The organism is Rheinheimera sp., from assembly GCF_030690345.1.
Taxonomy (GTDB): Bacteria; Pseudomonadota; Gammaproteobacteria; order Enterobacterales; family Alteromonadaceae; genus Alishewanella.
In genome coordinates this window covers 904149-917709 of sequence record NZ_JAUYGV010000001.1, presented here as the reverse complement: position 1 = coordinate 917709, position 13561 = coordinate 904149, and the positions used below count along the sequence as shown (strand labels likewise).

At 51.5% G+C, this 13561-nt stretch carries 8 protein-coding genes; 5 read left to right on the top strand and 3 right to left on the bottom strand.

The window, feature by feature from the left end; genetic code table 11:
• Positions 1-82 precede the first annotated feature (82 nt).
• Entirely contained in the window at positions 83-2434 is a 2352-nt protein-coding gene (locus tag Q8O77_RS04365) for a penicillin acylase family protein (protein ID WP_305551645.1), read from the bottom strand.
• Positions 2435-2489: 55 nt separating this feature from the next.
• On the opposite strand from Q8O77_RS04365, the gene Q8O77_RS04360 reads away from it, so the two are divergent.
• Complete coding sequence (locus Q8O77_RS04360) at positions 2490-3140, top strand: cytochrome b/b6 domain-containing protein (protein ID WP_305551644.1); 651 nt, start codon at positions 2490-2492, stop codon at positions 3138-3140.
• Positions 3141-3156: 16 nt separating this feature from the next.
• Here Q8O77_RS04360 and Q8O77_RS04355 read toward each other — a convergent pair whose 3' ends face one another.
• The gene (locus Q8O77_RS04355; RefSeq protein ID WP_305551643.1) at positions 3157-3609 is read right to left on the bottom strand and encodes a cytochrome c; all 453 of its coding nucleotides are present in this window, start codon (positions 3607-3609) and stop codon (positions 3157-3159) included.
• Positions 3610-3719: 110 nt separating this feature from the next.
• Between Q8O77_RS04355 and Q8O77_RS04350 the strand changes: the two genes are divergently transcribed.
• From Q8O77_RS04350 to Q8O77_RS04335, 4 genes are all read left to right on the top strand, one after another.
• Entirely contained in the window at positions 3720-6683 is a 2964-nt protein-coding gene (locus Q8O77_RS04350) for an EAL domain-containing protein (protein WP_305551642.1), read from the top strand.
• A gap of 14 nt (positions 6684-6697) precedes the next feature.
• On the top strand, positions 6698-9826 hold the full coding sequence (locus tag Q8O77_RS04345; protein WP_305551641.1) for an amidohydrolase family protein: 3129 nt from the start codon (positions 6698-6700) through the stop codon (positions 9824-9826).
• 11 nt (positions 9827-9837) lie between these two features.
• A complete protein-coding gene (locus Q8O77_RS04340; protein WP_305551640.1) occupies positions 9838-11142 on the top strand; it encodes an amidohydrolase family protein in 1305 nt (434 codons plus the stop codon).
• A 67-nt stretch (positions 11143-11209) separates the two neighbouring features.
• Positions 11210-12892, top strand: a complete 1683-nt coding sequence (locus tag Q8O77_RS04335) for a M28 family metallopeptidase (RefSeq protein WP_305551639.1) — start codon at positions 11210-11212, stop codon at positions 12890-12892.
• A 164-nt stretch (positions 12893-13056) separates the two neighbouring features.
• Here Q8O77_RS04335 and Q8O77_RS04330 read toward each other — a convergent pair whose 3' ends face one another.
• Positions 13057-13467 (bottom strand): translation initiation factor, encoded by a 411-nt coding sequence (locus Q8O77_RS04330; protein ID WP_371133435.1) that lies wholly within the window; start codon positions 13465-13467, stop codon positions 13057-13059.
• Positions 13468-13561: the final 94 nt, after the last annotated feature.

Below are 13561 nucleotides of genomic sequence, written 5' to 3'. Positions count from 1 at the left end.
TGGGGGTGGTAAAGTTAAAAAAGCTGAGCGCGATAAATACAGTTTTCATGGCTGCTAACATAATCCGTCCGGATGGCTAAAGTCAACCCTGCGGTGTCAGCAGCAGTTGATATTTTTTCTCGCCGGGTAAGAACGGCAAGGCCACTTCATTTAACCAGTAATGGTGATCGGCGCGGTAAAATGGCGATAACGGATGGCCGGACTGGCCGGCAGGTATGGTTAAAATACCTTTGTGCTCTTGCCCCGGCGCCACCACCATGCGCTGCGACTGGCCAAAACCCGGCTTTTGCACCCGTGGCATATGGCTGTCGCCGCTCAACTCTGTTTGCGGCATATTCAGCCAACCGCCAAGCAGTGGCACCGCAGCGGACAGCGGATGTTGAATGTTGGCGCGGTTCACCGCGCCCCAGTTGCTCTGATTAATGCTGCCGTACTGCTGCTCTAACTGCTGCTTGCTTTGCAGTATGGCGCTTAGCAGCAGCTCATCCCAACTGCTGAAGTTGGCCGGCAGAGTGTCGGTACGGCGTTGTTGCAGCATGGCCCAAAGCGGCGTTTCCAGGGAATATTTTAAATCGCTGCTGCGGGCGCCGTGTTGCTCCAGTAACGCTGATAGCGGCGCAAATTGCAGTTGCAGTAATTGCAGGCGAAAGGCGCGTACCAGGGTATAACCTACGGCGTCGGTGGCGGCGCGCTGAGAGCTGGTTAATACATGCTGGCGGTAAGATTGTAACTGATGCTGCTGCACTGTATCACTGTCTAAGCGTTGCAACAATAATTGCTGCCAGCGCTGTAGCATCAGTGCCCGGTTGTCTAACTGAATATGATGCAATGCCTGCTCATCAGCCTGCTGCAACTGCTCAAGGCCTTGCTTAATTTGCCAGCCGCGGGCGCCTAAATCGTAACCGCCGTTACCCAGCTGCTGGTACATGTCGCCACCTACCACCCGGGCGTTGGCAGTCCATAATCTGTTGCTGTCGGGGTTAAGCAATCGCGGCTGTGCTTGTGGTGCTTGGTAGCCAAACCAGCCTTGCTCGCCGCTACTCCAATCCTGAGCAGTGTCCCAATCGGCGACAGTGCGTTGTGGCACCGGGCCGATAAGGCTCCAACCGATATTGCCTTTGCTGTCGGCCAGCAACAGGTTTTGCGCCGGAATACCGGCCAGTGGTGCCAGTTCGGCGCCCTGCTGCACGGTAGCGGCAGTTTCCATATGCATAAGTTTAAAGTTTACCGCGACATCATCATACGCTACCCAGCGCAGAGCATAAGCCGGGCTGTCGCCAAAACGTACCAGCGGCCCCCAACGGGTTTGCGCCATTTCAACCGGTTGGTCGGCCATGCCGGCTACTTTAATGGTGTCGTATACGTATTCCAGTGCTTGCCAACCGTCCGGTGTCAGGTAGCGTTTGCCATCGTCAGACAATTGCAATGCCACCAAGTCATGCCAATCGGCGGTGCTGTTGGTAAAGCTCCAGGCCAGGTTGCCGTTAGAGCCAACCACCACCGCCGGGGCACCGGCGAGTGTCAGGCCGGTAACAGTGTGCAGCTTACCCTTGTTTCGCCAGTTAAGTTGCGCTTTGTACCAGGTGCCGGGCACGCGAATGCTCAAGTGCATATCATCGGCTAAAATGGCACTGCCATGACTGGTTAAACTGCCCGCCACCGCAAAGTTATTACTACCAATATCAGTAGCGTCTTTAACAGCACAGGCCTGACAAGCTGTGGTTTGCTCACGTAGCGCTTGCGGATAGGGCTGGTCCGGCATGGCAACGGCGTCAGTTGCAGTGCCGTCGAGTGCAGCCTGCCAGATATCACTGTGTTGTTGTAAAAAGCTATACCACTGTGCTGGCAGCGCTTGTTGCAGCACTGTCATGGCGTAATCGTCTTTACCCAGCTTGCCCTGTAAGTCCAGATACATGCTGTATATGATCAAAAACGAATCTGCCGGCTGCCATGGCTGTGGGGTTTGGCGCAGCAGCAGATATTCAAAAGGGGGCAGGGTAAGTGTTGCTATGCCTTCGTTTACGCCGCGGCTATAGTGCGCCAACAATTGTTGCTCTGCTGCAGACAGCCGGGCTAACGCCTGCTCAGCGCGAAAACGGAAACGATGACGGCGCAGGGCTTTATCGGCATCCAGGGCGCGTTCACCAAACAGGGCCGCTAATTCGCCGGCGGCATTGCGGCGCAGCAAATCCATTTGAAAAAAACGCTCCTGAGCATGAGCAAAGCCAAGTGCATAGGCGGCATCATTGCGGCTGGCAGCTTGAATACTCAGATAGCCGCCGGCGTCCCGCTCTAACCTGGCGGTGCTGCTTATCGACGTAGCGTGTTCGCCGTCGTACTGCGGTAAACTCAGATACAACAGGGTATAAAGGCTGATTGCCAGCAGTGCGGCTAATAGCGCTGTTACGCCGATTATCCATTTCCACCAATTCATCTTTTTGCTTCTCTGGTATAAAATCAAAAACTTAGCATAACGGAGACAAAGCGTAATGTCACAAAAAGTAAAGGTGTGGGATCTGGCTGTACGGTTTTTTCACTGGAGCCAGTTACTGTTGATAGCCGGGCTTTGGTATACCGGCGAAGAGGGGTTAACCGCACAGCATCAGTTGCTGGCATATACGTTACTGGCGTTAGTTGTGGCACGCCTTGTTTGGGGTGTAATGGGCAGCAGTACAGCCAGGTTTAGCCGCTTTGCCGCCACGCCCGTTGCTACCGTGCGTTATTTACGCCGGCCGCAGCCGGTTAATGGCCATAATCCGGCTTCGTTTTATATGATAGTGCTGCTGTTAGGCTTAACTCTGCTGCAGTTGCTGACCGGGTTGGCGACCTTTGATAACAGCTATATGAGTGACGGCCCGTTGGTAAGCCTGTTACCGGCCAGCTGGGTTGATCTGGCCTCTGATATTCACAAAATAAATATCAATATTTTGCTGGCCGCCATTGCGGTGCATATAGCGGCGGCGCTGTGGCACAGTGTGCGGGTGCATAATGTGTTGCTGGTGATGTTTAGCGGTAAAGATCATAAGGCGCAAAGTACACCGCTGCAGCTGAAAAACAGTGCGTGGTTTTTTCTGTTGTTTGCTGCGCTGTTGGCCCTGTTGTACTACTGGCAGGGCAATAAGCTAATGGCGCTGCTGTAAGCAGCGCCAACGGCTGTTAGTTTTTGTAGTCGTCGTGGCAGGCTTTACAGTTGCGGGCAAAAGTACCGAACGCTTTGCGTATTTCGGCTTGCTCACCGCTGTCGGCAGCGGCTTTTAAGGCCAGGGCATCGGTAGCCAGTTTATCGGCGCGATTGTTAAAATCCTGCAGGTTTTGCCAAATCTCTGCTTTTGCATCGCCGCCGCCTTGTTCGGTACCCGGTACGGTAAAGGCTTCCCACGGCAGTGTGGTTAAGGTGGCAAGGGCGCTGGCACGGCTGGTTACACGTGCGGCGTCATAGCTTACTTCACCTTTTAGCATATCGGCGATATCCGCCATATTATGCCGGATCAATTGAAATGCTGCCTGACGATAGGTCACGCTGTCTTTGGCGTCGCTAAAGGCACTACCGGCATAGGCGGCCCCTGAAATCAGGGATAATAAAACTGCAGCTAACAGGGGTTTTTTCATTGTGTCATTCTCTTTTGATGAATTTACATGCAATAATGAAGCTGTCGTATCTTAACAGAAAGCGATATCTTGCCAATAATGAATAACTACCAAGCAATCAGGCAGAGTGAGTGAAGGACGCTAATTTTACCAAACCATCAGGACGGGATTCACTGGGTCGTAAATTTGCGCTGGTGGTATTCCTGGCAATTGTCGCTGCCGGGTTTAGTATCGGCTATGTGGTGGTGTTACTGCAGGAAAAGATAGCGCTGGACCAGCAACGACAGGTCGTTGAGCAAAATGCCATTCGTTATGCGGCGCAACTGAACGACAACTTTCTGCAAAAAGAACAAAAAGCCATAGCGGCTAACCAGATCGTCAGCCGCAGTTTGGCGCGCGCTAAGCTAACGGCGCCAAAGCGTTTAACGGCCTCGGCAGATGGCAGTATCCGTGCCCAGGATCAATATTCCGCCGCCTTTGTTGCCGCAACAAATTACAACAGTCGCACCTCAGCCCTGTTTGAACACACTGCTACTTTATGGCAACAACTGTCGCCGTTACTGCTGCAGGATTTTTTTAATTTCTATTTTATCTCTAAAGAGCAGTTTATCCGCATTGCGCCCGGTGATTGGGCATTGCAGGTAGAAGCCGGGCACGACTTTTCTAAAGACCTGTTTTACCAAGTTGCCACCCCGGAGCAAAACCCCGCCAGACAGCCACGCTGGACACCGCTGTACTATGACAGCATCTGGCAAAAGTGGATGACCAGCTTAATTATTCCGTTGTATATCAACGATGAGTTTATCGGCGTTACCGGTAGCGATTTTGTGTTGGATGATATTCTGGCAGGTTTGCCGCACTCCGGACCTGGCCAGTATCACAGCAAGGCCTTTTTGTTTGACCATCAGGGTATGATTATTGGCTTGCGCCAGCAAAGTATCGCCGAAAATGTGCCGATGAACACCCGTTATAGCGGCGTAACGCTGGATAACAAGGTGTTACAGCAGTTTGCACAGCAGGCGGCGGCTAGCCCTAATCAGCTGTCGCAGCTGTCAAAAGCCATTCCGCAGCAACTGGTGTCAGCGGCATTAGTCGAGCGGATTAACTGGCACGTAGCGGTATATATTGACAAAGCGGTGGTAAAGGCATCGTTAAGTGAATTTCGCAGCAAACTGCTGGTGGTTTTTGTACTGGTAGCGCTGTTAGTCGCGTTGTTGCTGCAACTGGTGATTTATCAATTTGTACTCAAGCGGGTAAACCGCTTGTCGGCGGCTATTTATCGTTTGTCGCGCGGTGACTTGCAAAAGGTAGAGCTTGATCATAAAGCCGATGAAATTGGTTTGTTAAATCAGGCATTTGGCCGTATGTCAGATGAGATATCCGGCCTGGTTAGTGGTTTAAACGCCCGTATTGAAGAAAAGGAGCTGGCAGAGCGCTCTGCCCGCAAGTTAAGTAAAGCCGTGTCTTTTTCCAGCTCCGGCATAGTAATAACGGACCAATTTCTTAGTATTGAATATATTAATCCGTTTTTAACCGAAATTATCGGTAGCAGTGCCGAGCAGTTGCAACAAAAGCCGTTACACAGTTTATTTGCGGAAGAAATGCATCACGTCGGTGAAGAAATTGCCGAAACCCTGAGCGAGCGTCAGCATTGGCGCGGTGATATGTTGTTGCAGCATCAGGAACGTCAGCTGTGGGTGTCGCTGGCAATAGCGCCGATACGTGATGAAAAAGGCGATATCAGCAACTATGTATGCGCCATGCAGGACATCTCGTTTATCAAGCAAAGCCAGAAAAAGATGGAGCAGCTGGCGTACTATGACGTGTTAACCGGGCTGGCGAACCGCAGCTACTTTCGCGATCAGCTTCGCAAAGCTATTGCCATGTCGCACCGTGGCTATTACAGCTTTGCCTTGTTGTATTTTGATTTAGACGAATTTAAACGCATAAATGATACCCTGGGCCACGATGCCGGTGATGAATTATTAAAAGAAGTGGCCAAGCGTTTAATCAGCCGCTTACGCGAAGAAGACACTATCGCCAGGTTGGGCGGCGATGAATTTGCCGTTATTTTAAGCGGCATTAAAGACCGCGGCCAGGCGTCTACCATTGCCGCTAACCTGCAACAGGCGTTTGCCGCCCCGGTAAAGCTGGGTAACCATGAAGTGTCAATCAGCGCCAGTATTGGTATTACCGTGGCGCCGGAAGACGCTTCCGAAGAAGAGCTGTTGCTCAAACATGCCGATTTGGCCATGTATGAAGCCAAGGCCCGTGGCAAAAACATGTTCCACTTTTTCAGCCCTGACTTAAATGAAGCGGCCAATGAGCGGCTGTTAATTGAAAATCAGCTGCGCGAAGCTATTCGTGAGCATCAGTTCCTGCTGTATTACCAGCCGAAAGTAGATATCCGCGACAACACTATTATCGGCTATGAAACCTTGCTGCGCTGGCTGCGGCCGGATAACACCCTGGTACCGCCGCTGCGGTTTATTTCTGTTGCGGAAAGCACCGGGCTGATTGTACAAATAGGCGAGTGGATTATTTGGGAAGCCTGCCGCTTTTTGTCACGCCAACATAGCCGCGGCCATAATATTACTTTGTCGATTAATCTATCCGTGCGGCAATTTAATGATGATAATTTGCCGGAAATTGTTGAACGGATTTTATTGCGCACCGGCGCCAATCCTAAATGTTTAATCTTTGAAATTACCGAAAGTATGCTGATGGGTGATACCGATGCGGCTATTAACCAATTAAATCAGTTAAAGCGTCTCGGTGTGTCTTTATCTATTGATGACTTTGGTACAGGCTATTCTTCGCTTAGTTATTTAAAGCGTTTCCCGGTAGACGAGCTGAAAATAGATCGCTCGTTCGTCAAAGATATCCCGGATGATCGTAACGACATGGATATTGTCGCGGCGATTATAGCCATGGCGCAGAAAATGAATCTGCGCGTAGTGGCTGAAGGGGTAGAAACTGCCGAACAAGTTGAATTTTTAAGAAAAAATGCTTGCTACCTGGTTCAGGGATACTACTTCAGCATGCCGTTAGCGGAGCAGGAGTTGAGCCGGCTGAACTACGTTGTTAACTCTTAATTCAGGAACATGTTATGACTCAAGCCCGTTTGTCGCTGTTAAGCACAGCGCTGTTGACGGTTTTTGCTGCGAGCAGCCACGCCGATCAAACTTCGCCTTTGCAAGGTATCCAGGATAAAACCCCTAATTTAATCGCCTTAACCGGTGCTACTGTGTATACCGAACCCGGCAAAAAGCTGGAAAATGCCACCGTATTAATAGCGGATGGCCGTATCAGCGCTGTAGGCACTAAAGTGAGTGTGCCGGCCGGTTATCAGCAAATTGACGCCAGCCGTTACACCTTGTATCCGGGTTTTATTGACCCTTATACCCAGTACGGCATTGCAGCAGCTAAGCCGGCAAAACCCGGCAGTTACCGCGATGCGCCGGTATATCAAAATGAGCGCAAGGGCGGCAATGCTAATAATGCCGCTATTCATGCCGAGCTGAGCTGGGTAAACGAATTTAAACCTGATGCCAAAGCAGCAGAAGAGTTGCGCAAGCTGGGCTTTACTGCCGCGCAGTCGGCGCGGTTTGACGGTATTTTCCGTGGCCGGGCCTTTGTCAGTGCCTTAGGCGACGGCTTGCCAAACGAGCTGGTGTTAAATGCTGCCGGGCCACAGTTTATGGCCTTTAGTAAAGGCACGTCTAAACAAAGCTACCCGTCATCATTAATGGGCAGTATGGCGCTTATTCGCCAAACCTTAAGTGATGCTAATTGGTATAACCAGGCTTATGGCAAAACCGATGTGCGTTATTTTAACCAGCCGGTTGAATTTAACGCCGCACTGCAAAGCTTGAGCAATATCGGGCAGCAGGGCACGATTTTTGAAACATCAGACGACAGATCCCTGTTACGCGCGCACCTGCTGTTAAACGAATTCAGCCTGGCTAATGCTGCTATGGTGGGCTCGGGCTACGAATATGTGCAACTGGACGCGGTTAAAGCGATGGACCGCAAGCTGATCCTGCCACTGAATTTCCCTGCCGCGCCGGCAGTGCAGCAGCTATCCGACCAACTGGATGTGAATCTGGCGGATCTGCGCCATTGGGAACGGGCGCCGGCTAATGCGGCAGCCCTGGCTAAAGCCGGAGTGCCTTTTGCGCTGACCACCTTTAAGTTAAAAGACAAAAAAGATTTTTGGCCTAATTTGCGCAAAGCCGTACAGCACGGGTTGTCTGCCGACACCGCTTTGGCAGCGTTAACCACAGTGCCTGCCGGCATTGCCGGTGTAGCGGATAAACTGGGTAAAATTGCGCCGGGTTATCAGGCCGACTTAGTGCTGGCCAGTGGCGATTTATTCGCCGACGGCGAAATTGTTGCGACCTGGGTACGCGGCCAACAACACAGTATTAAAAGCGTGACACCGGTTGAATTTGCCGGTGATTATCAGTTAGCTGTTGCCGGTAAAGCGCTGCAGATTACCCTGAAGGGTGAGGCTGATAAACTCAGCGGCAGTGCGGTGTTACTGGCCGGTGCAGCTGATGCCAAAGCGGTTAAGCTTGAACACGTGCACAGCCAGCAGCAGCAACTGCAGTTTAACCTGAACCTGTTTGAGCTGACCGGGGATAAGCAAGTAGCGCAGTTTAGCGGCCAGCTGCTGGACAATCAGTTAAGCGGTAAGTGGCAATTAAGCGGCCGCACTGAAGTGGCAAGCGCACAGCGCCAGGCACTGGCTGCGGATAGCAAAAATGCGGCGGCAGAGGCTAAAGCCGATATCAGCTTTATATCGCAGTTAACCTTTCCTAACCGCGCCTACGGCTTACCTGCCTTAGCCAAACAGCAAAACGTGCATATTAAAAATGCTACGGTATGGACGGCAGAAAAAGACGGTGTGCTGCAAAATACTGATGTGCTTGTGCGTAACGGCAAGTTCGACAAGATTGGTAAAAACTTAAGCACGCCACGCGGCTTTGATGTGATTGACGCCACAGGTATGCACCTGACACCGGGCATTATTGACGAACATTCGCATGTGGCGATTGAAGCCGGCGTTAACGAAGGTACCGATGCGGTAACCTCTGAAGTGCGCATTGGTGATGTGTTAAACCCGGAGGATATTAACCTGTACCGTGGTTTAGCCGGTGGTACTACTACCGCGCAACTGTTGCACGGCAGTGCCAACCCGATTGGCGGCCAGGCGCAGGTTATTCAGTTCCGTTGGGGCGAAAATGCCTCAGGCCTGAAAATGCAAGCGGCGCCACCGAGCATTAAATTTGCACTGGGTGAAAACGTTAAGCAGTCAAACTGGGGCGATGCCTTTACCGAGCGTTATCCGCAAACCCGTATCGGCGTTGAAACCACTATCCGTGATGCCTTTGTCGCAGCAAAAGAGTACAAAGCCAAACTGGCCTCGTACAACAAGCTGTCGAAGCGCCAGCGTGAACAGGTAGCGGCACCGCGCATCGACTATCGTTTAGAGGCCCTGGTAGAGATTCTGGATAAACAGCGCTTTATTCATACTCACTCTTATGTGGCGTCAGAAATTCTGATGCTGATAGAGCTGGCCGATGAGATGGGCTTTAACATCACCACCTTTACTCACATTCTGGAAGGTTATAAAACGGCAAAAGAGATGCAGGCCCATGGCGCCAGTGCATCAACCTTTGCTGACTGGTGGGCCTATAAGATGGAAGTGCAGGATGCTATCCCGACCAATGCCTGTTTAATGGCAGAGCAGGGTATGAACGTCAGTATTAACTCGGATGATGCCGGCTTACAGCGCCGCCTGAATCAGGAAGCGGCCAAATCGGTAATGTACTGTGGTATGGATGAGCACGACGCGCTGAAAATGGTGACTATTAATCCGGCAATGCAGCTGAAAATAGACAGCGTAACCGGCTCAATCAAAGCCGGTAAACAAGCGGACTTTGTGTTGTGGAATACTCACCCGTTATCGGTATACAGCCAGGCACAACAAACCTGGATTGACGGTACCAAGTACTTTGATATCGATACTGATAAGCAGCTGCAGCAGCAACTGGAAAGCGAGAAAGCGGCCCTGGTGCAAAAAGTGCTGAGCGCCGGTGATAAAGCCAAAGCCGGTGATAAAGACGCTTATAAACAAGATGAACCCGAGTGGCACTGTGAAGATCAGGGCGACTGGTGGAATATCGGTAGCCATATTCACGGCCAGGCCCATAACCACAACCATAGCCACTAAGGAGCTGCAGCATGAAATTTAGCAAAACCTGTTTAAGCCTGTTGGCTGCCTTAGCCGCCAACCTGAGCGCCACTACTGCCATGGCACACGATATGGTGCCCGGCAAAGCCCAAACTGCGCCGCTGTTATTAACCGGCCTGACGATACACACCGTAACCGACGGCGTTAAAGCCGACAGCGATGTATTAATCGTGGAGGGTAAAATTGCTGCCGTAGGTAAGGATTTAACTGCACCGCAGGGCGCTACTGTGTTGGCGCTGGATGGCAAGCATTTGTATCCCGGCTTAATCGCGCTGGCGAACCAGCTGGGCTTAATTGAAATTGAAGCGGTACGGTCAACCGATGACTCAACCGAGGTGACACAAACTAACCCGGATATTAAAGCCAAGCTAGCGTACAACGCCGACTCTGAGGTGATCCCGACCATTCGCAGCAACGGCTTTGCCTACAGCATGGTGTACCCGGCAGGCAGCATGCTGATGGGGCAATCAAGCTTAATGCAACTGGACGCGTGGAATTATCAGGACGCGGTAGTAGCTGATGGCACCGGCTTACACGTACGTTGGCCTAACGCCAGTACACTGGGCTCGCGCTGGAACCCGAAACCGGCTGACGAAGTACGTAAAGCCAATGCTGAACAGCTGGAGAAACTGCAGCAATACTTCAAAAACGCCAAAGCCTATTATGACGCTGAACAAGCAGGTTTAAACAAAGGCGTAGACTCGCGCTGGCATGAAATGCTGACCGTGTTTAGTGGCAAGCGGCCGCTGTTTGTGCATGCCGATGACGAGCGGCAAATACGTCAGGCGATGTTATTGGCCAAAGAGTACGCCCTGCAACTGACCATTGTTGGTGGTCGCGACAGCTGGCGCATGGCCGATGAACTGGCGGCCGCTAAGGTTGCGGTAATTTATACCGCTCCTTACGGTTTACCCAGCCGCACTGACGAGAACTACAGCCAGGCGTTTATAGCGCCGAAAACTCTGCAGGATGCCGGCGTGCAGTATGCGTTGTCGCTGGACGGCTATTGGGATACGCGCAACCTGGTGTTTGCTGCCGGCCAGGCTATCAGTTATGGCTTAACGCCGGAGCAAGCGTTACGTTCTGTTACCATTAATGCCGCGCAAATTGCCGGTGTTGCCGATAAAATTGGCAGTATAGAGGTGGGTAAAGCGGCCAGCCTGGTGGTGTCTGAAGGCGATATCTTCGACTATCTGAGCCATAAGGTAACCCATCTGTGGATTGACGGCCGCGCGGTAGATTTAAACAACCGCCATAAGCAACTGCACGATAAATATCAGCAGCGGATAAACTAAGGTTAAGCTGTTGCCGTAATGTCAGTGCCAGCTTTAGTGCTGGCACTGCTGTTTTTAAGGAAAACCAATGAAGAAAAACCTAATCGCGGGCGCTCTGGCCTTCACTGTTATCGTCGGCTGCGCCGGCACCACTGCATCCAAACCAGGCGCTACTGTTTCTACCGCCAATGCACAGGCGATAGAAGCACATATGCAGTTTCTGGCCGCTGATGCGTTGGCTGGGCGGGAAACCGGCAGCAACGAGCACGAAATTGCCTCGTTATATATTGCGACGCAACTGCAGGCTTTAGGCCTGAAACCGGCCGGCGATAACGGCAGCTATTTGCAGCGCGTACCACTGCGTAAAGCGCGGCTGGCGCAGGACAGCGCTAAGTTTACCTTGCATGCAGATGGCAAAAACACTGAGCTGAGCTATCCGAAAGCCTTTTTCACCGGCCCGAGCATGCAATTTGCCGAAACTAAAGTTACCGCGTCGCTGGTGTTTGCCGGCTATGGTCTGGTATCAAAAGAGTTCGGTCTGGATGATTATGCCGGGCTGGATGTGTCGGGCAAAATTGTTGTGCTGTTAACCGGCCGGCCGGACAGCTTGCCAAGTGAGGAAGCGGCGCATTTAAGCAGCCTGAAAACTAAATTGGCGGCAGAGCGCGGTGCTGTGGGCATTATTACCGTGCATACCCCGCAGCAGGAAAAAGTGCGGCCCTATGCCAGCAGCCTGCTGTATTTAAATACGCCTTCGATGGAATGGTTAGATGCGACCGGCACACCGGCTGACAGTTATCCGAATTTAAAAGGCGGCGCCTATGTACATCATGAGGCTGCTGCGGCTTTATTCAGCAACGCTGCCACGTCGCTGGCGGATATTTTTACCCAGTTAGACAACCAGCAAAGCCCTGTAGGCTTTGAGCTTGGTGTATCGGCTACCTTAAGCCGTAACAGCAGCCATGAAGATATCTCCAGCCCGAATGTGATAGCAGTGCTGGAAGGTTCTGACCCGGTATTAAAAGATGAGTATGTGGTGGTTACCGCGCACTCTGATCATATAGGTTACAGCAACGACTTACGTAACGACGATAAAATAAACAACGGCGCTATGGATAACGCAGCCGGTGTCGCCATACTGCTGGAAACCGCGCGCTTGTTCGCTCAGTTACCGGAGAAACCCAAACGTTCTGTCTTGTTTGTGGTGGTAACCGGTGAAGAAAAAGGTCTGCTCGGTGCTGATTACTTTGCCAATAACCCGACGCGGCCGATTGATAAACTGGTAGCCAACGTTAACCTGGATATGCCGGTATTATTGTATCCGTTTGCCGATATGATTGCCTTTGGTGCTAACCATTCGTCGCTTGGCAAGGTGGTTGAACAAGCCGCCGCTAAAGAAGGCATAGCCCTGAGTGCCGACCCTATGCCGGAGCAGGCAATTTTTACCCGCTCAGATCACTATACACTGGTGAAAAAGGGTGTGCCGGCGGTGTTTTTAATGACCGGTTTTAAATCGAAAGATCCAAACCAGGATGGCGGTAAAGTTTGGGGCAGCTTTTTTGCCAAGCATTACCATAAGCCGTCGGATGATATTCCAAGCTTGATCAAGGATTACGGCGCTATCCGTTATGATGCCGGTGCGGTATTTGCCGATATTAACTTTAATATTGCGCTGGATGTGGCTAATACTGAACAGCGGCCATACTGGCTAAAAGACAGCTTTTTTAACGGCGTTTTTGGCCAGCCGTATAACCGTGAAGCGGTGAAGTAAGGTTTTATTCAACAATACTGATATAGAGAACCGGTTTGCTCTAAGCTAACCGTTGAAGCCCCGAACGGGCTGAGACGAGCCCCCAGGGATGGGTTTACGGCGTGTTAGCGTGAGCAAACCGGTTCGGCTTTACTGCGCAGGTGTTTGACGTTCAGGATGTAGCATCAACCACCGGCCCATTTGGTTTTAAAGCCCTCAGCTTGCAGCAACTGCTCTACCAGCTCGCGCTTATCACCCTGAATTTCAATCACGCCGTCTTTTACCGCGCCACCACAGGCACATTTCTTTTTCAGTTTCGCCGCCAGCAGCACCAGCTCATCATGTGGTTTAGCAATACCGCTGATAGTCAGCACTGCCTTACCACCGCGGCCTTTAGTTTCGCGCCTTATGCGCACAGCACCATCAGCAAACGCTTCTGCCACTGCTTTAGCGGGGGGCTTAGCGCTGATTTTTCCGCTGTCGGTGCTGTACACCAAATTGGCATCGTCTTTTACTGCCGTTTTTGCATCAGTAGTACTGCCTTGCGGCTTAAGTTGGGCCTGCCAGTCGGCCAATGAAATTTTATTGCCTGCCATAAGTTGGGTCTGTTGCTTTACAATAGCGTCAGCTTAAACATCCGCAGCAGTGGCAGCAACAATTTCCTTAACTTGTACTGTGTTGGCTTGGCTT